This is a genomic window from Streptomyces sp. NPDC047981, assembly GCF_040653315.1.
Lineage (GTDB): Bacteria > Actinomycetota > Actinomycetes > Streptomycetales > Streptomycetaceae > Streptomyces.
Genome location: NZ_JBEZNQ010000001.1, coordinates 90,679 through 108,222, shown reverse-complemented (window position 1 = coordinate 108,222; position 17,544 = coordinate 90,679). Strand labels below are relative to the sequence as shown.

Annotated in this window: 15 protein-coding genes; 8 read left to right on the top strand and 7 right to left on the bottom strand. The window is 72.0% G+C overall.

Translation table 11 applies throughout. The features are described 5' to 3' along the window. The first annotated feature begins 6 nt into the window (after nucleotides 1–6). From AB0E14_RS00520 to AB0E14_RS00510, 3 genes are all read left to right on the top strand, one after another. On the top strand, nucleotides 7–870 hold the full coding sequence (locus AB0E14_RS00520; protein ID WP_362409737.1) for a helix-turn-helix transcriptional regulator: 864 nt from the start codon (nucleotides 7–9) through the stop codon (nucleotides 868–870). Then, nucleotides 871–1,107: a DUF397 domain-containing protein gene (locus tag AB0E14_RS00515; protein ID WP_137992288.1), complete on the top strand. Its 237-nt coding sequence runs from the start codon at nucleotides 871–873 to the stop codon at nucleotides 1,105–1,107. It begins immediately after the preceding gene. A 77-nt stretch (nucleotides 1,108–1,184) separates the two neighbouring features. Beyond that, nucleotides 1,185–1,991, top strand: a complete 807-nt coding sequence (locus tag AB0E14_RS00510; RefSeq protein ID WP_362409734.1) for an SAM-dependent methyltransferase — start codon at nucleotides 1,185–1,187, stop codon at nucleotides 1,989–1,991. Between the two features lie 87 nt (nucleotides 1,992–2,078). Here AB0E14_RS00510 and AB0E14_RS00505 read toward each other — a convergent pair whose 3' ends face one another. The 3 genes from AB0E14_RS00505 to AB0E14_RS00495 form a co-directional block, all read right to left on the bottom strand. Continuing rightward, the gene (locus AB0E14_RS00505; protein WP_362409732.1) at nucleotides 2,079–3,983 is read right to left on the bottom strand and encodes a M64 family metallopeptidase; all 1,905 of its coding nucleotides are present in this window, start codon (nucleotides 3,981–3,983) and stop codon (nucleotides 2,079–2,081) included. 69 nt (nucleotides 3,984–4,052) lie between these two features. Next, on the bottom strand, nucleotides 4,053–5,396 hold the full coding sequence (locus tag AB0E14_RS00500; protein WP_362409730.1) for a 6-phospho-beta-glucosidase: 1,344 nt from the start codon (nucleotides 5,394–5,396) through the stop codon (nucleotides 4,053–4,055). A 34-nt stretch (nucleotides 5,397–5,430) separates the two neighbouring features. Beyond that, nucleotides 5,431–7,221, bottom strand: a complete 1,791-nt coding sequence (locus AB0E14_RS00495; RefSeq protein WP_362409728.1) for an FAD-dependent oxidoreductase — start codon at nucleotides 7,219–7,221, stop codon at nucleotides 5,431–5,433. Between the two features lie 451 nt (nucleotides 7,222–7,672). On the opposite strand from AB0E14_RS00495, the gene AB0E14_RS00490 reads away from it, so the two are divergent. Further along, nucleotides 7,673–8,128 (top strand): YchJ family metal-binding protein, encoded by a 456-nt coding sequence (locus AB0E14_RS00490; RefSeq protein ID WP_362409726.1) that lies wholly within the window; start codon nucleotides 7,673–7,675, stop codon nucleotides 8,126–8,128. Here the strand turns inward: AB0E14_RS00490 and AB0E14_RS00485 are convergent, their stop codons facing one another. Both AB0E14_RS00485 and AB0E14_RS00480 read right to left on the bottom strand, forming a co-directional pair. Then, nucleotides 8,129–10,213, bottom strand: a complete 2,085-nt coding sequence (locus AB0E14_RS00485; protein ID WP_362409724.1) for an MDR family MFS transporter — start codon at nucleotides 10,211–10,213, stop codon at nucleotides 8,129–8,131. It abuts the gene before it with no gap. Between the two features lie 102 nt (nucleotides 10,214–10,315). Next, nucleotides 10,316–10,567, bottom strand: coding sequence for a hypothetical protein (locus AB0E14_RS00480; protein ID WP_362410318.1), 252 nt, complete (start codon nucleotides 10,565–10,567; stop codon nucleotides 10,316–10,318). Between the two features lie 452 nt (nucleotides 10,568–11,019). Here AB0E14_RS00480 and AB0E14_RS00475 point away from each other — a divergent pair, with 452 nt between their 5' ends. Then, on the top strand, nucleotides 11,020–12,933 hold the full coding sequence (locus AB0E14_RS00475; RefSeq protein WP_362409722.1) for an AMP-dependent synthetase/ligase: 1,914 nt from the start codon (nucleotides 11,020–11,022) through the stop codon (nucleotides 12,931–12,933). A gap of 18 nt (nucleotides 12,934–12,951) precedes the next feature. On the opposite strand, the gene AB0E14_RS00470 is transcribed toward AB0E14_RS00475, so the two are convergent. Continuing rightward, nucleotides 12,952–14,010 (bottom strand): ATP-dependent DNA ligase, encoded by a 1,059-nt coding sequence (locus AB0E14_RS00470; protein ID WP_362409720.1) that lies wholly within the window; start codon nucleotides 14,008–14,010, stop codon nucleotides 12,952–12,954. A 52-nt stretch (nucleotides 14,011–14,062) separates the two neighbouring features. Here AB0E14_RS00470 and ligD point away from each other — a divergent pair, with 52 nt between their 5' ends. The 3 genes from ligD to AB0E14_RS00455 all read left to right on the top strand — a co-directional run bounded on the left by ligD (nucleotide 14,063) and on the right by AB0E14_RS00455 (nucleotide 16,476). Further along, a complete protein-coding gene (gene ligD, locus AB0E14_RS00465; RefSeq protein ID WP_362409718.1) occupies nucleotides 14,063–15,085 on the top strand; it encodes a non-homologous end-joining DNA ligase in 1,023 nt (340 codons plus the stop codon). A gap of 263 nt (nucleotides 15,086–15,348) precedes the next feature. Next, nucleotides 15,349–16,083 (top strand): class I SAM-dependent methyltransferase, encoded by a 735-nt coding sequence (locus AB0E14_RS00460; RefSeq protein WP_362409716.1) that lies wholly within the window; start codon nucleotides 15,349–15,351, stop codon nucleotides 16,081–16,083. Nucleotides 16,084–16,194: 111 nt separating this feature from the next. After that, on the top strand, nucleotides 16,195–16,476 hold the full coding sequence (locus AB0E14_RS00455; protein ID WP_362409714.1) for a WhiB family transcriptional regulator: 282 nt from the start codon (nucleotides 16,195–16,197) through the stop codon (nucleotides 16,474–16,476). 22 nt (nucleotides 16,477–16,498) lie between these two features. Here the strand turns inward: AB0E14_RS00455 and AB0E14_RS00450 are convergent, their stop codons facing one another. After that, complete coding sequence (locus tag AB0E14_RS00450; RefSeq protein WP_362409712.1) at nucleotides 16,499–17,473, bottom strand: acyl-ACP desaturase; 975 nt, start codon at nucleotides 17,471–17,473, stop codon at nucleotides 16,499–16,501. Nucleotides 17,474–17,544 lie beyond the last annotated feature (71 nt).

Sequence of the window (17,544 nt, the reverse complement as noted above, 5' to 3'; positions counted from 1 at the left end):
CTGAGAGTGAGCGAGCCGCGGTCCGCCCCCACGGTGGGACAGGTCGTTCTCGGTAGACGTCTGCAGGATCTGCGCGAGCGGGCCGGCCTGAAGCGGGAGGAGGCCGCCAAGGTCCTCCGTGTCGCCCCGGCCACCATCCGCCGCATGGAGACCGCCGAAGTCGCGCTGAAGATCCCGTACGTCCAGCTCCTGCTCCAGGCGTACGGCATCACGGACTCGGAGGCCGAGGCGTTCGTCGCGCTCGCCGAGGAGGCCAACCTGCCCGGCTGGTGGCAGCGGTTCCACGACGTGCTGCCCGGCTGGTTCTCCATGTACGTCAGCCTGGAGGGGGCCGCGAGCCTCATCCGGGCCTACGAACCCCAGTTCGTCCCCGGTCTGTTGCAGACCGAGGGGTACGCCCGCGCCATTCTGCGCAGCGGGGCGGTCGGCAGCAGCAGTACCGAGGAGATCGAACGTCATGTGGCCCTGCGGATGGAGCGCCAGTCCCTGCTGACCAGGGAGGACGCCCCGAAGTTCTGGGTGATCATGGACGAGACGGTCTTCCGCCGACCGGTCGGCGACGGGCCCGAGGTGATGCGCGACCAGCTCGACCGGCTGCTCGAAGTGTCCGAGCTGCCGAACGTCACCCTGCAGATCGCGGAGTTCGCGTCCGGCCACCACCCCGGCACCTACGGACCGTTCGTCCTTTTCCGCTTCGCCGTGCCCGAACTCCCGGACATGGTCTACAGCGAGTACCTGACCGGCGCCGTCTATCTCGACGCGCGTCCCGAGGTGGCCTCCCACCTCGAGGTCATGGACCGCATGGCGGCTCAGGCCGCGACTGCACAACGCACGAAGGAGATCCTCCGGGGTCTCCGCAAGGAGCTGTGAATGGATCGCATATACAACGGCATGCCCGCCGCGGATCTCGGTGCCGAAGGCTGGCACAAGCCGTGGAGCGGCGGGAACGGGGGCAACTGCGTGGAGGCCATGAAGCTGGCCGACGGCAGAGTCGCCGTGCGACAGTCCGCAGACCCTGAGGGACCCGCGCTCATCTACACCCACGGAGAGATCGCCGCGTTCATCCAGGGAGCGAAATCCGGTCAGGCAGACTTTCTGCTCACCTGACCCCTTCCGTCACACCCCTACCGTCGCGTAACTCTTGCTGAAGTACCAGTAGTTCCACTCCCGGACCAGGAGCCCCGATGACCCAGGACCCCGCAGCCGTACGGATCGACACCAGCAAGCCGCACCCCGCGCGGATGTACGACTGGTTCCTGGGCGGCAAGGACAACTACCCCGTCGACGAGGAGATGGCCAAGCAGCTCCTCACCCTCGACGCCCGCGGCCGGGACATGGCCCGGGTCAACCGGGCCTTCATGCACCGCGCCATCCGCTGGCTCAGCGCCGACGGCGTACGCCAGTACCTGGACATCGGCACCGGCATCCCCACCGAGCCCAACCTGCACCAGATCGCCCAGCAGGCCGCGCCGGAGTCGCGGATCGTCTACTGCGACAACGACCCGATCGTCCTCGCGCACGCGGCCGCCCTGCTGCGCTCGACCCCGCAGGGGGCCACCGAGTACATCCAGGCGGACGCCCGCGACCCCGAGATCATCCTCGAAAGGGCCGGAAAGGTCCTTGACTTCGACAAGCCCATAGCGCTGTCGATGCTCGCCCTGCTGCACTTCGTCGGCGACGAGGACGGGGCCTACGACCTGGTCCGCAAGCTCGTCGACAAGCTGGCCCCGGGCAGCTACCTCGTCCTCTCGCACGTCACCGGGGACTTCGACCCCGAGGGCGCGGCCAAGGCGGTCGAGATGTACAAGGCCCGTGGGCTGACCCTGCGGCCGCGCTCGCGCGACGAGCTGGCCGCGTTCTTCGAGGGGCTCGAACTCGTCGAGCCGGGCGTCTCGCTCACGGCCGAGTGGCACCCGGAGCTCGGCGAGGTCGTCCCGGTCCAGGGCGACGACCCGATCCCCGGCTGGGCCGCCGTCGGCCGCATCGGCTGACCCGCCCGTACGGGCACGCGCGCGATGCCCCGGACCCTGTCGGTCCGGGGCATCGCGCCGTGCTGGGGACGCCCCTCGCGCGTGCCGTCAGCCGCGCGGCTTCACCAGCGTCACCAGGAAGGACTTCGCCGGGCCCACGTTCCCGGCCGCGTCGATCGTGCGGTACTCGATCGTGTGCGTGCCGTAGTCCGGTGTGGCGTCGTCCCACGGGACCGCCCGGCTCCTGCCCAGCTTCCCGTAGACGAGGTCGTCGATGACCGTGCCGCTCGGCGAGAAGCGGAACGGGGCCTCGGCGTCGGTGGGCCAGCCGTAGTACGTGTACCAGCCGTCACCGTTCACCCGGAACTGACGTACCACCGAACCCGGTTGGTCGTCGCGCGCCGCGAGACCCATCGTGAACGGGCCGTCGTAGACGTACTCGACGGGCCGGCCGGGCCGGTCGACCGTGCGCAGCGGAGTGGACAGTTCGTACGAGGCCGTGGCCGGCCGGGCGTCCACCGTCCACCTCAACTCGGCGTCCGTGCCCGGGATCCGGGCGGTCAGCGTGTGCGTTCCCGGGCTGAGGGGCAGCGTGCTCAGGTCCAGGTCGCGGTCGTTGCCCGGGTTGGCGACCGGGCGGCCGTCGAGCCACCACCGGACGGCCGGGGTGGCGCGCGTCGGGTGGGTGGTGTCCGCGTGGACCACCGACCGCGCGCCCACCGGGGCCGTCGTCGGTGTGTGACCCGTGAAGGCCGCCGCGGTGTGGTCGTCGGGCGTGGTCAGGGCGCGGTCCACGGTCCAGCTCACCGTGCGGGTCAGCGCGGCCGAGCCGCGCACCGCCGGGTCCCGCACGAACGGCGTCGGGTCGCTCACCGTCGCCGTCAGGGTGTGGGCGCCGGGGGAGAGGAAGAGCGCCCGGAGGTCCACCGTGCGGGCGTTGCCGGTCCTGAGCGCGCGGCCGTCGAGCCGCCAGACGACGTCGAGTTCACCGCCCAGCGGGTGCAGGGTGTCGACCCACACGGTGCGATCCGCCCCGACGGGCGCCGCGTTCGGCGTGTGGTCCTGGACGAGGTTCACCTTCGCGGAGATCGCCCGGACCATCACCTCGCGTTCGACCTGGTCGAAGGCGTAACCGAGGGTCTTCATGATCGAGTGCCGGCTCGGCCGCCACACGCCCGTGGTGCTGTACAGACCGCCCTCGTGGCGTCCGATGACACCGCCCGCCTCGCTCGGTTCGCCCAGCCAGCGCCACCACTTGGCGCGCTGCTCCCGCAGCTGGCTCTCGGTCAGCAGGGTGTGGTGGGCGGAGGCCGGCTCCGTCCCCTCGTAGGCCCCGCCCGCGACCCCGCGCGCATAGTAGTCGTACTCGTCCTGGAGGCCGCCGAGCGAGTGGCCTATCTCGTGCGGGGTGATCAGCGAGGAGAGCGCGTTGCCGCCGGAGGCCGTCGCGTAACTGCCGCCCGCGCCGCCGTAGGTGTCGCTGTTCGCGAGCGCCACGATCTGCCGGTTGGCGGGGCTCGTGCCCGGGACGAGATCGGCGAGCGCGGCGGCCTTCCCGCTGTTCACGGTCAGCAGCCGTTGCACGCTGTTCGGGTTGCAGCCGCCCCAGAAGCCCATGTCCAGCGGGGTGTCGCGGCGCGGGGCGTCAAGGCCCGGGTCGCAGTCCACGCCCGACTCCGCCGAAGGGACCTCCACCGCCCACACGTTGATGTACGAGCGGTACGAGGCGAACGGCTCGATGCTCCACAGCACACCCAGGTGCGTGTCGACGTCGGCCCGGAACGCGGCCGTCTCCTCCGCGGTGTAGCCGTCGCCCATGACCACCAGGTTGAAACGCTTGTCGGCGGGGCCGGTGAGCTGGACGGGGACGACCCGCGCGGCGGCGAGGACGGGATCGGCGGGCTCCGCGGACTCGGCGACCGCCGGTCCGGCGCCCACCAGGCCGGCGGTCAGCAGACAGCCCGCGGTGAGACGGGCGACGGCCCGTCGGAAGCGTGTGCCAGGTGAGGTCATGGGGCGCGAGCGTAGGCCGCGCCCCTCGCGCCGTAAAGATGTTCGCCGGACAGGAGTCCGGTGGTCGATTCACCGGCGCAGATACGCAAGCTCCGGATGCTCGGCCGTGTAGCCCTCCACGAGGCGTCGCGCCACCGAGACCGAGTCGACCAGCGGATGCAGCGCGAACGCCTTCACCGCTGTCGCCCGCTCCCCGCTCTCCGCCGCCGCGAGCACCTCGCGCTCGACCGCCTTCACCGCCGTCACCAGACCCACCGCGTGGTACGGCAGCGGTGCCACCGAGACCGGATGGGCGCCGGCCGCGTCCACGAAGCACGGCACCTCGATCACCGCGTCCGTGTCCAGGGCCGAAAGGGTCGTTCCGTTGCGGACGTTGAGGATCAGGGTGGCCCGCTCGTTGCGCGCGATCGCCCGCATCAGCGCGAGGGCCACCTTCTCGTACCCGCCCGACTCCAGGTCCTCCTCGTCCCGCTCGCCGACCCCGGCCGCCTCCCGGTTCGCGGCCATGTACGTCGCCTCCCGGTCCGCGAGCGTGCGGTGCCAGGCCGCCAGCGGAGGAGTGTCCGGCTTGCCCATCTCCGCGTAGAAGCCGGCCTGCTGGTCGCGCAGGTAGGCGCCCCGCGTCCGCTCCGCCTGCTGGTACGCACGCACGGCCTCGCGGTTGAAGTAGTAGTAGTGCAGGTACTCGTTGGGGATCGCGCCGAGCGAGCGCAGCCACTCGGGGCCGAAGAGCCGGCCCTCCTCGAAGGAGCCGAGCGCCTCCTCGTCCGCGAGCAGCCGCGGCAGCTCGTCCCGCCCGCCGACCCGCAGTCCCCGAAGCCAGCCGAGGTGGTTGAGGCCGACGTAGTCGATCCACGCCTCGGCCGGGTCCGCGCCGAGGATCCGGGCGACCCGGCGGCCGAGCCCGACGGGGGAGTCGCAGATGCCGACGACCCGGTCCCCGAGCACCCGTGACATCGCCTCGGTCACCAGGCCCGCCGGATTGGTGAAGTTGATGACCCAGGCGTCCGGGGCGAGCGCGGCGACCCGACGTGCGATGTGCGTCGCGACCGGCACCGTCCGCAGCCCGTACGCGATCCCGCCCGCGCCGACCGTCTCCTGCCCCAGGACCCCTTCGGCCAGCGCGATCCGCTCGTCGGCGGCCCGGCCCTCCAGGCCGCCGACCCGGATCGCCGAGAAGACGAAGTCCGCGCCACGCAGCGCCTCGTCCAGATCCGTCGTCGCCGTGACCTCCGGGGCGTCGGGCACTTCCGCGCCCTGCTCCGCGAGAACCCGGGCGATCGCCGAGAGCCGGCCGCCGTCGAGGTCGTGCAGGGTCACCCGGGTGACCCGGCCCTCGGCGTGATCGCCCAGCAGCGCGCCGTACACCAGCGGGACCCGGAATCCGCCGCCTCCGAGAATCGTCAGTTTCATGCCCGCACGCTACTCGGGCACAGGACCGGGCGGCTCAGCCCACGTCGAGCGCGTTGCGCAGACCGAGCCGGAAGCGGACCCGGTCGTGGCGCTTGAGCGACTCCAGCTCGGGTGCCCGGAAGAGCGGCCGGACCGTGCAGCGCGCGGCCGTCGAGCCCGTACGGTCGAGCAGTGCGTTGACGGCCTGCCGGGCGGAGGCGTTGGCGCCCTCCATGGTGGCCAGGTCGATGTCGACGGCCACGTAGTCACCGGCCAGATAGAGGTTGGGCACCCGCGTGGCGGCCTGCGGCCGGTTGTGGAAGGTGCCGACCGGGTGGATGAGGAGCTGGTCGTCGTTGGTCGGGCTCGGGGTGCCGAGGCCGTCCACGCCCGGGTCGAGGAACCACGAGTGCAGGGCGCTGTCCTTCAGGATCGTGCGGCCCGTGTCGTTGAAGCCGGCCTTCAACTGTGCCCACACCTCGCGCGCCACTTCCGTACGGGTGCACTGCTTGGCCGTCCTGCCGTACAGGATGCCGGGCCGGTCCCACTCCGAGACGTCCACCGACAGGCAGTCCACGACCGAACCGTCGCCGTAGTCGGCCGGGAAGTTCCGGGTCGGCCAGTGCTGCGCCTGCTGGATGCAGGTCAGGGACCAGGGCGAGTCGATCAGGTTGGCGTGCCCGGCGAGCAGCGGCGCCTTCTCGGTCAGATAGAACTGGATGCCCGTCATCCAGTCCGTCTCGAGACGGTCACAGCGGGCCAGTTGGGGATCGGCCGCCCGGAGCGCGGCGCCCCAGGTGCGGCGGGCGTGCTCCACCGGCATGGCGGAGATGTAGTGGTCGGCGGTGACCGGTCTGCGTACGCCGTCCGGGTCCTCGATCACGGCGGCGGAGATCCGCCCGGCCGCCGCGTCGTACGCCAGCTCGCGTACCGTCCAGCCGACCCGGAACTCCACGCCGAGGCCGGTCAGATGCGTGACCCAGGGGTCGATCCAGGCCTCGTTGGTCGGCAGGTCGAGGATGCGGTCGAGCGGTCCGTCCGCGCCGCGCCCGAGCGCGTTGAAGGCGAAGGCCTCCAGGAGGGTGGCGACCGTACGGGTGCTGGCCTCCTCGGCCTTGGTGGCCACGATGTTGCGGGTGAGGCCGACGGCGAGGATGCGCTGGTAGTCGTAGCTCATGCGGTCCGCGCGCAGGAACTCCCACCAGGGGGTGGCCTCCCAGGTGCCGTTCCGCCGCTCGTCGCAGCTGGTGAGGAAGACCAGGAAGCGGTTGACGAAGTACGCGGCCTCGTGGAGCGGGATGGAGCGGGCGGTCTCCAGGAGCGCGGTCAGTGCGCGGCGGATCTCGTCGAGGGTCAGCTCGGCGGGCCGGTGGCCCGGCCAGGGGAGCGGGATGCGCAGGTCCTCGCGGCCGGTGCGGGCGAAGGACATCTCCGCGGGGGCGACGAGGTTGTCCCAGACGCCGTTGGCGTTCCCGGGGAAGGGGATGCGCCGCATGGTGTCGGGGAGGTTGTGGTAGATCCCGGGGATGAAGCGGAAGCCGTGCTCGGCGGGGAGCGGCCGGCGGCCGCCCCGCGCGCTGTCCGGCACGTCCATCGAGCGGGCCTTGCCGCCGAGCGCCCGGCGCTCGTAGACGGTGACCCGGAAGCCCCGTTCGGCCAGCTCGTGGGCGGTGGTCAGGCCCGCCACGCCACCGCCGAGCACGGCGACGGCGGGCGGTGCGGCGGAGGTGGAGGCCCCGGCCGGAGCGGCGGCGCGGGCCGGTCCGGCCGCGACGCCGGCGGTGGCCGCGGTGACGGCGGCGGCTGTGCCGACGAAGGTGCGTCGAGAGGTACCCGTGCGGTTCATGCCAAGCCCCTTGGTCTTACCGGCGGTAACGGTCTCGTCCGGCGCAGGAGCATAAGGCCGCCCACCGACCCCCGGAAGCGTCCTGCGCCCCCGGCCCCACACATGGCGCGATCCCGCCCCTCCGCGCGGGACCGCCACGAACCGGTCGCCCGAGCGATCCGCCCTCCGGCGGCGATCGCGCCGACCGGGCGCTCCCGCCTCTCGCGGGCGAGCGATCCTGCCCCTCCCGCCGGGACCCCCTTCATCCCGGCCCAGCTACCCCGCCCCTCCCGCCGGTGGGACCCCCTTCATCCCGGCCGAGCTACCCCGCCCCTTCCGCCGGTGGGACCCCCTTCATCCCGGCCCAGCTACCCCGCCCCTCTCGCCGGTGGGACCCCCTTCATCCCGGCCGAGCTACCCCGTCCCTCCCCCGCGGGCGATCCGCCCCTCCCGGCCGGGGGACAATGGCGGCATGTCCCGACGCGCCACCCGCCCCCAGCGCCGCCCCGCCGCTTCCGCCGCGCCCGCGGTCTCCGCGGCCTCGCCCTGCCCGTGCGGGCTGACCGCGCCGTACGGAGAGTGCTGCGGGCGCTTCCACGCGGGGCCCGCCACCGCGGCTCCCACCGCCGAGCTGCTCATGCGCTCCCGTTACAGCGCCTTCGTCGTGCGCGACGCGTCGTACCTGCTGCGTACCTGGGCCCCGGAGAGCCGCCCCGGCGAGGTCGACTTCGATCCGTCGATGCGCTGGGCGGGCCTGGAGATCCGCGACACCACCGACGGCACGGCCTTCCACCAGACCGGCACGGTCACCTTCGTGGCCCGCTACACCCACGGCGGGGAGCCCGGTTCGCTCCACGAGCGGAGCCGTTTCCGCCGCCACGAGGGCGCTTGGGTCTACGTGGACGGCGACTTCCTCGACGAGGTGTGATCAGGAGCCGATCCCGACCGGTTCCCGCTTGCGCGGCATCCCCTGGGCCAGGTCCTCGGCGATCAGCTTCTTCGCGATGGCGTCCGTCGCCGCTCGCAGTTCGGGCCCGCTCGGCCGGCCGCGCTCCTCCTCGACCCGGTCCTTGAGCCAGTCCCCCCAGGCCTGGGTGATCACCTCGGCCTCGCGCCGGCCCGCCTGGGTGTGCGAGAGGAGGTTGCCGTCCCGGGTCAGGAACCCTTCGTCGACCATGCGGTCGAAGACCGGCAGCAGCACCTCCGGCGGGACGCGCCGGCCCGCGGAGATCAGGCCGAGACTGGCGTGCCCGACGGTCCGGGTGAAGAGCTCGACCTGCATGACCGCCCAGGCGCCCGCCGTGTCGAGCCGGGTGTCGGAGTCGGCGACGATACGGCGCGCGGTGTCCAGGTCCGTCCTCCGCAGGATCCTGCCGACGGAGAGTTCGAGGAGCTTGGCGGAGTCCCCCGAGGAGGTGGGCGACGCGAAGCCCTCGCCCATGTCGGGCGCCGAGGCCCGGGCGGTGTCCCGGAGCTTCACCTGCTTGAGGAAGAGCGCGACGACGAAGCCGACCGCCGCGACCGGCACCGTCCAGAGGAAGACCGTGTGCAGGGTGTCCGCGTACGCCTGGACGATCGGCGCGGCCACGTCGTCCGGCAGCCCGTGCACCCCGGCCGGGCTCTGCGCGGCCTGCGCGATGGCGGCGGGCTCCATGGTCGGCCCCGCGACGGCCGCCGCCTCGCCGACGCCCTCGGCCAGGTTGGGCTTGAGGGAGTTGGCGTAGATCGTGCCGAAGACCGCGGTTCCGAAGGAGCTGCCGAGCGTACGGAAGAAGGTCACGCCCGAGGTGGCCGTGCCGAGGTCGGCGTACTCCACCGTGTTCTGCACGGCGATGGTGAGCACCTGCATGCACAGGCCGATGCCGGTGCCGAGCACGAACATGTACAGGGACTCCAGCCAGGCGTTGGTGCCCGTGTCCATCAGGGACAGCAGGAAGAGACCGACGCCCATCACCAGACAGCCCACGATGGGGAAGATCCGGTACGTGCCGGTCTTGCTGACGGCGTTGCCGCTGTAGACCGAGGCGATCAGCAGACCGATGACCATGGGGAGGGTCCGGATGCCGGAGACGGTGGCCGAGTCGCCGTCGACGTACTGGAGGTAGGACGGCAGGAAGGTCAGCGAGCCGAGCATCGCGAAGCCGACGACGAAGCTCAGCACGGAGCAGACGGTGAAGACCGGGTTGGCGAACAGCCGCATGGGCAGCATCGGTTCGGCCGCCCGGGTCTCCACCCAGCAGAAGAGCGCGAGCGCGATCAGACCGCCGACGAAGAGGCCGATGATGACGCCGGAGCCCCAGGCGTACTCGTTCCCGCCCCAACTGGTCGCCAGGATCAGGGCGCTGGACCCGGCGGCGACCAGGGCGATGCCCGCGTAGTCGATGATCGGCTTGCTTGCCGAGCGTACGGAGGGGATGGTGCGGGCGGCCGCGATGACGACCAGGATCGCGATCGGGACGTTCACGTAGAACGCCCAGCGCCAGCTCAGATGGTCGGTGAAGAGCCCGCCGAGCAGCGGGCCGATCACGGTGGAGACGCCGAAGACGGCACCGATCGCACCCTGGTACTTGCCCCGGTCGCGCAGTGGGATGACGTCGGCGATGAGGGCCATGGAGGTGACCATCAGACCGCCGGCGCCGATGCCCTGCAGGCCGCGCCAGACGATCAGCAGGGTCATGTTCGTGGCGAGGCCGCAGAGGAAGGAGCCGGTGATGAAGACGATCGCCGAGATCTGGAAGATCACCTTGCGGCCGAAGAGGTCGCCGAACTTGCCGACCAGGACGGTGGCGACCGTCTCCGCCAGGAGGTAGGAGGTGACCACCCAGGACATGTGGGCGGCGCCGCCGAGGTCGGAGACGATCGTCGGCAGCGCGGTGCCCACGATCGTCTGGTCGAGCGCCGCCAGCAGGACACCGAGCATGATCGTGCCGAAGACGATGTTGCGGCGGCGGCTGTCGAGCACGGGGGGCGAGGCGGCCGGGGGCGCGGGTGCGGCTTCGCTGGTGGTGGTCACCTTCGCAGCCTCACACCGGGTGGCGTCACCCGCATGCGGGGGACACCCGAACCGGTGCGGCGCCGGGGCCGCGACCCGAACGGCCCAGCGGGAGCGCGGCTGCTAGCTCGGCCGGACCGGCAGCAGCGGGTGGTGCTTGGCGAGGATCTTGTTCGCCCGCGCCAGCGCGGACAGCGCGTGCTCGCGGTCCGCCCGGTCCTCCGCGCAGAGCGGACCCCGGAACCGCAGCACCTCGCGTGCCGCGCAGTCGGCGTCGACCTCCGCCTGAAGGACGTGCAGCGGCAGGCAGGACCCGATCATGGCCGCCACGCGGTCGGGGATCGGGACGGGTACGAGGGGCGAGGGCGAGGTGATCACGGGCCAGTCCTTGTGGGTACGGAGTCGGGTGTGGGGTCTCCCTCCTCCATACGTACAGGATCGGCTTCCCGGTTCGGAGACGGGGTTGTCCGCGCGGGGCAACGACCGGGTCCCCGTTCGGCGGGGTGTGCGGACCGGCGACGCCCGATCCGTCGGCGGCGCGCGGGGCGCACCGGGCCGTTCCCGCAGGTGCGCGCCGCGTGGGCGGATCTTCCTCGGCGAGCGCGCCGTCGAATCGGTTGCTTGTTCGTCAAACATGAGATCGTCGGTCCGCACGTGAATGTGAAGCATCTCACGTCCGGAAGGGCGGGGTGGACGACCGTGATCCGCTTCGATCCGGTCGTGCGCGAGAGCTTGAAATTCGGTTACGGGTCGGTAGGTTGACGTCTCGGTAGGTCGCTCGGAAGTCCCGCTCGTTCCCCGTCCGCACGCCGCGAACAGGAGCCGCCATGGGCGTACGCAAGGACCTGAGGCAGGCCAGGAGGCGCCCCGACCTGGTCGCCCGCTTTCCCGTCAGGGTCGTGCGCGAGGACGGCGTCGTCCGGGAGGCCCACACGCCCCTGCCGGCCGGTCCGGAGCCCTCCGGAACCCCCGCGGACATTCCCTTCGGGCACGCGGCCGATGACCCCGGCGCGATCGTCATGCGCCGCCGGGAGCACGGGAACTGGCGACCCGTCACCGCCGCCGAGTTCGCCGGCGACGTCCTCGCCGTCGCGAAGGGGCTGATCGCGGCGGGCGTCGAACCGGGCGGGCGGGTCGGGCTCATGGCGCGTACCGGCTACGCCTGGGCCGTGCTCGACTTCGCGATCTGGTCGGCCGGCGGACAGACCGTCCCCGTCTACCCCACCTCCTCGCCCGACCAGGTCGCCTGGATCCTGCACGACTCGGGCACGCGGCACGTCGTCACCGAGTCCGCCGAGCACACCGCCACCGTCGCCGAGGCCGCCGCCACGCTCCCGGAGCCCGTCAGGACCTGGCAGACCGACACCGGCGGCCTGGCCGAACTCGCCGCCCTCGGCGCGGAGATCGGCGACGAGGTACCGGCCGGCCGGCGCGCCGCGCTCACCCCCGACACCGTGGCGACCCTCTGCTACACCTCCGGCACCACCGGCCGGCCCAAGGGCTGCGCCCTCACCCACGGCAACCTGCACGCCGAGGCACGCGCCACGGTCGAGCTGCTGCATCCGGTCTTCGAGGCGGTCACCGGGCAACCTGCCTCGACCCTGCTCTTCCTGCCCCTCGCCCACATCCTCGGACGCATGATCCAGCTCGCCTGCCTGATGGCGCGCATCGAGATCGGCCAGTTCCCCAGCATCAAGCCGGACGAGCTCCGCCCCGAACTGCGCCGGTTCAGGCCCACGTTCGTCGTCGGCGTGCCGTATCTCTTCGAGAAGATCCACGACACCGGCCGCGCCACCGCCGAGAAGCTCGGCAGGGGCGCCTCCTTCGACCGCGCGGACTCCATAGCCGTGCGCTACGGCGAGGCCTCCCTGAGCCATGTCCTCGGGCAGGGGCCCCGCCCCGGCGCCGGTCTCACCGCCGCGCACGCCCTCTACGACCTGCTCGTCTACCGGCGGATCCGCAAGGAGCTGGGCGGGAACCTGCGGTACGCCATCAGCGGCGGCTCCCCGCTCGACAGCCGCCTCAGCCACTTCTTCTACGCCTCCGGGGTCCTCGTCTACGAGGGCTACGGCCTCACCGAGACGAGCGCGGCCGCCACCGTCACCCCGCCCCTGCGCCCCCGGCCCGGCACCGTCGGCCGCCCCGTGCCCGGCACCGGCGTCCGGATCGCCGACGACGGCGAGGTCCTCCTCAAAGGCCCCATCGTCTTCACCGGGTACTGGAACAACCCCGAGGCGAGCGCGGAGGTGCTGCGGGACGGCTGGTTCGCCACCGGCGACCTCGGCGCCCTCGACGAGGACGGCTACCTCGTCATCACCGGCCGCAAGAAGGACCTCCTCGTCACCTCCGGCGGCAAGAACGTCTCCCCGGCCGTCCTGGAGGACCGGCTGCGCAGCCGCCCGCCGGTCGGCCAGTGCCTGGTCGTCGGCGACAACCGCCCCTTCATCGGGGCGCTCGTCACCCTCGACCCCGAGGCCGTCCGGCACTGGCTGACCGTACGGAAACGGCCGGTGGACACCCCCGTGGCGGTGCTCGCCGAGGATCCGGAGCTGCTCGCCGACGTCCAGAAGGCGGTCGACCACGCCAACCGGGCCGTCTCCCGGGCGGAGTCGATCCGCCGGTTCCGTGTCGTGCCGGGGGAGTTCTCCGAGGAGAACGGGATGCTGACCCCGTCCCTCAAGGTGAAACGGCACGCGGTCCTGGCGGCGTACGGGAGGGAGGTCGACGCGCTGTACCGCTGACCACCGCCCCGGAACCGGCTAGGCGAGCACCTCGGAGAGGTCGTACGACACCGGCTCCTCCAGCTGCCCGTATCCGCAGGACTCCGGTGCCCGGTCCGGCCGCCACCGCTTGAACTGGGCGGTGTGCCGGAACCGGTCGCCCTCCATGTGGTCGTATCCCACCTCGCAGACCCGCTCCGGCCGCAGTGCCACCCAGGACAGGTCCTTCTTCCCCGACCAGCGGCTCGGCGCGCCCGGCAGCCGGGCGCCCGCGTGCGCGGCCTCCTCGGCCCAGGCCGCCCAGGGGTGCCCGTCGGGCGGGTCCATCCGCAGCGGCTCCAGCTCGGCGACCAGCTCCTCGCGGCGCTTGGCGGTGAAGGCCGCGCAGACCCCGACGTGCTGGAGCCTGCCGCCGTCGTCGTAGAGGCCGAGCAGCAGCGAACCGACGACCGGACCGTTCTTGTGGAAGCGGTAGCCGGCCACCACCACATCGGCCGTCCGCTCGTGCTTGATCTTGTACATCAGCCGGGCGTCCGGCCGGTACGGCAGGTCGAGCGGCTTGGCGATCACCCCGTCCAGGCCCGCTCCCTCGTACTGCTCGAACCAGCGCGCCGCGACCTCCGGATCGGTCGTCGCGGGCGCCAGGTGGACCGGGGCGTCGACGCCGCGCAGGACCTCCTCCAGGGCGGCCCGCCGGTCGGTCAGCGGGGTGTCGAGCAGCGAGTCGTCGTCGAGGGCGAGCAGGTCGAAGGCGATGAACCGGGCCGGGGTCGTCCCGGCGAGCATCCGTACGCGTGAGTCGGCGGGGTGGATGCGCTCGGTGAGCCGGTCGAAGTCGAGCCGTCCGTCGTGCTCGATCACGATCTCGCCGTCCATCACGCACCGCCGCGGCAGCCGGGCGAGAAGCGCCTCGACCAGCTCGGGGAAGTAGCGGGTCAGCGGCTTGCCCGTGCGGCTGCCGATGACCAGCTCCGATCCGTCGCGGTGCACGATGGCGCGGAAGCCGTCCCACTTGGCCTCGTACTGCATGCCCGGCGGAATTTTCTTCACGGCCTTGGCCAGCATCGGTTTCACGGGCGGCATCACCGGCAGATCCATGGACCGATTGTCCGGTATGCGCCGAATGTCGGCGAGCCCTACGCTGACACGCATGGCGAGCAAGACGGCAGCGGTGGAACTGGAAGTCGGCGAGCGGACCGTACGCGTCTCCAACCCGGACAAGGTCTACTTCCCCGAGCCCGGCTACACCAAGCTCGACATGGTCAGCTACTACCTGGCCGTCGGCGACGGCATCACCCGCGCCCTGCGCGACCGTCCCACCACCCTGGAGCGCTACCCCGACGGGGTCACCGGCGAGTCCTTCTTCCAGAAGCGCGCGCCCAAGTACCTCCCGGAGTGGATCCCGACCGCGCACATCACCTTCCCCAGCGGACGCTCCGCCGACGAGATGTGCCCGACCGAGCCCGCGGCCGTCCTCTGGGCGGCCAACCTCGGCGCGGTCACCTTCCACCCCTGGCCGGTACGGCGTGAGGACACCGACCACCCCGACGAGCTGCGCATCGACCTCGACCCCCAGCCCGGCACCGACTACACCGACGCCGTGCGCGCCGCCCACGAGCTGCGCGCCGTCCTGGACGAGCACGGGCTGCGCGGCTGGCCCAAGACCTCGGGCGGGCGGGGCCTGCACGTCTTCGTGCCGATCGAACCGAAGTGGACCTTCACCCAGGTCCGGCGCGCGGCCATCGCCTGCGGCCGCGAGCTGGAACGCCGGATGCCCGACCGGGTGACCATCAAGTGGTGGAAGGAGGAGCGCGGCGAGCGGATCTTCGTCGACTACAACCAGACCGCCCGCGACCGCACGATCGCCTCCGCCTACTCCGTACGGCCCCGCCCGCACGCCCCGGTCTCCGCCCCGCTGAACTGGGACGAGATCGACGACGCGACGCCCCGGGACTTCGACATCAGGACCATGCCGGCCCGGTACGCGGAGGTGGGTGACGTCCACGCCGACATGGACGACCACCGGTTCAGCCTGGAGAGCCTGCTGGAACTGGCCCGCCGCGACGAGGCGGAGCACGGTCTGGGCGATCTGCCGTACCCGCCCGAGTACCCGAAGATGCCGGGCGAACCGAAGCGCGTGCAGCCCAGCCGGGCGAAGAAGACCGAGGACTGAGCGCGGGTCCCGCCCGGGCGCCGGACATCCCCGCCGCGCGCCGGAAAACCCTGCCGCGCGCGGCCCGGGACGGCCCTCTGGCGGCCCCCGGCGGGGGCGTCCACACCCGTCCGGGGGGTGCCGGGGGTGGGGTGATCAACCCCGTCCCACCCGGCCCGCCCACGGCCGTTCACGGCTGCGGGCACACCCCCGGAAACCCCTCCTGAGCTGGGCTTTCTCCGTGATCTCCCCTAGCGTTCGGGTCATCGGGAAAGGGGTGCCGGATGGACCGGAACATACGTGACGTCGACGATGTCCTGCAGCTGCTCGACGGGCTCTTCGCGCCGGAGGCGGACCGCTGGACCGCCGACGCGGCCGGCTGGTGGAACGACTTCTACGGCGACCGGACCAAGGGGGTGCCTTTCTTCGTCGCCAAGCCGGACGAGAGCCTCGTCTCCTACGCCGAGCGCGGTCTGATCGCCCCCGGCCGCGCCCTCGACCTCGGCTGCGGCCCGGGGCGCAACTCCCTCTATCTGGCGTCGCTCGGCTTCGAGGTGGACGCCGTGGACCTCTCCGACGAGGCGATCGGCTGGGCGTCGCAGCGGGCCCGGGAGGCGGGGGCCGAGGTGCGCTTCCACCACGGGGACGCCTTCGCCCTGGCCGGGAGCGTGCTCACCGGTCCGTACGACCTGATCTACGACTCGGGGTGCTTCCACCACCTGCCGCCGCACCGCCGGATCAGCTACCGCGCGCTGCTCGACCGGCTGCTCGCGCCCGGTGGTCACCTCGCCCTGACGTGCTTCGCCGCCGGCGCGATGGGCTCGGAACTGCCCGACGCCGCGTTCTACCGGGAGCGCGAACCGGGGCTGCACGGCGGGCTCGCCTACACACCGGAGTCCCTGCGCCGGATCTTCGGGGAGTTGACCGAGGTCGAACTGCGCCGCATGCGGGACGAGCCGGCCGACTCGCCGCGATTCGGCGAGGACTTCCTCTGGACAGCGCTCTTCCGCCGCCCCTGAGGGCCCGAGACGCTCGGGACCCGCTCGGCGCGCCGCGTTGAACGCGCTCCGCGCATACCCATTGATCGAACGTTGAGGGACCGTTTACGGCCGCACGGCAACGTATCGGCCATGCAGACCGACACCACCGTGATGACCGCTCCGAGCGCCCCCGACATGTCCTGGCAGGAGGACGCCCTCTGCGCCCAGGCCGGGCCGGAGTTCTTCTTCCCGGCCCCCGGTTCCTCGACCCGCGAGGCGAAGCAGCTGTGCGGGGCGTGCGAGGGCCGGGTGGCGTGCCTCCAGTACGCGCTGGAGAACGACGAGCGGTTCGGGGTGTGGGGCGGACTCTCCGAGAAGGAGCGGGGGCGGCTGAAGAGCACCGCGGGTGCCCGCCGCCGGCTCCGCTCCTGAGGCGGGCGGCGGGCAGGGCCCGTCAGCCCGCCGCGCGGGCCGCCATCCGCGCCTTGCGCGCGGCCAGCTTCTCGTCGAACTTCGACGCCTCGGCGTCGAGCCCGCTCATGTAGAGCCCCAGCTCCTCCTGGGCCTTCAGGCCCTCCGGGCCGAGCCCGTCGATCTGGAGCACCTTGAGGAAGCGCAGCACCGGCTGCAGCACGTCGTCGTGGTGGATCCGCATGTTGTAGATCTCGCCGATCGCCATCTGCGCGGCCGCCCGCTCGAAGCCCGGCATGCCGTGTCCCGGCATCCGGAAGTTCACGACGACGTCCCGCACGGCCTGCATCGTCAGGTCCGGGGCGATCTCGAAGGCCGCGCCCAGCAGGTTGCGGTAGAAGACCATGTGCAGGTTCTCGTCGGTGGCGATGCGCGCCAGCATCCGGTCGCAGACCGGGTCGCCCGACTGGTGGCCGGTGTTCCGGTGCGAGATGCGGGTGGCCAGCTCCTGGAAGGCGACGTACGCGACCGAGTGCAGCATCGAGTGCCGGTTGTCGGACTCGAAGCCCTCGCTCATGTGCGCCATCCGGAACTGCTCCAGCTTGTCCGGGTCCACCGCGCGGGAGGCGAGGAGGTAGTCCCGCATCACGATGCCGTGGCGGCCCTCCTCCGCGGTCCAGCGGTGCACCCAGGTGCCCCAGGCGCCCTCGCGGCCGAAGAGCGTGGCGATCTCGTGGTGGTAGCTGGGCAGGTTGTCCTCGGTGAGCAGGTTGACCACGAGGGCGATCTTGCCGACCTCGGTGACCTTGGACTGGGACGGGTCCCAGGCCTCGCCGTCCTCGAAGAAGCCCGGGAAGTTCCGGCCGTCGGACCACGGCACGTACTCGTGCGGCATCCAGTCCTTGGTGACCTTCAGGTGCCGGTTCAGCTCCTTCTCCACCACCTCTTCCAGCGCGTAGAGCAGCCGCGCGTCGGTCCACCCTGCCGAGCTGCCGAGGTGGGGAGAGGTGAGCGTCACGGGAACTCCTGGGGACGGAGAAGGGCATACGGAACTACCTACGGATTCGTAGGTTACGAGACCGTAGGTTA

Excerpts from the sequence above, each read along its gene's own strand:
- AB0E14_RS00515 (WP_137992288.1), top strand. The coding sequence starts at position 871 with ATGGATCGCATATACAACGGCATGCCCGCCGCGGATCTCGGTGCCGAA.
- AB0E14_RS00510 (WP_362409734.1), top strand. The coding sequence starts at position 1,185 with ATGACCCAGGACCCCGCAGCCGTACGGATCGACACCAGCAAGCCGCAC.
- AB0E14_RS00505 (WP_362409732.1), bottom strand. The coding sequence starts at position 3,983 with ATGACCTCACCTGGCACACGCTTCCGACGGGCCGTCGCCCGTCTCACC.
- AB0E14_RS00500 (WP_362409730.1), bottom strand. The coding sequence starts at position 5,396 with ATGAAACTGACGATTCTCGGAGGCGGCGGATTCCGGGTCCCGCTGGTG.
- AB0E14_RS00495 (WP_362409728.1), bottom strand. The coding sequence starts at position 7,221 with ATGAACCGCACGGGTACCTCTCGACGCACCTTCGTCGGCACAGCCGCC.
- AB0E14_RS00490 (WP_362409726.1), top strand. The coding sequence starts at position 7,673 with ATGTCCCGACGCGCCACCCGCCCCCAGCGCCGCCCCGCCGCTTCCGCC.
- AB0E14_RS00475 (WP_362409722.1), top strand. The coding sequence starts at position 11,020 with ATGGGCGTACGCAAGGACCTGAGGCAGGCCAGGAGGCGCCCCGACCTG.
- AB0E14_RS00470 (WP_362409720.1), bottom strand. The coding sequence starts at position 14,010 with ATGGATCTGCCGGTGATGCCGCCCGTGAAACCGATGCTGGCCAAGGCC.
- ligD (WP_362409718.1), top strand. The coding sequence starts at position 14,063 with ATGGCGAGCAAGACGGCAGCGGTGGAACTGGAAGTCGGCGAGCGGACC.
- AB0E14_RS00460 (WP_362409716.1), top strand. The coding sequence starts at position 15,349 with ATGGACCGGAACATACGTGACGTCGACGATGTCCTGCAGCTGCTCGAC.
- AB0E14_RS00455 (WP_362409714.1), top strand. The coding sequence starts at position 16,195 with ATGCAGACCGACACCACCGTGATGACCGCTCCGAGCGCCCCCGACATG.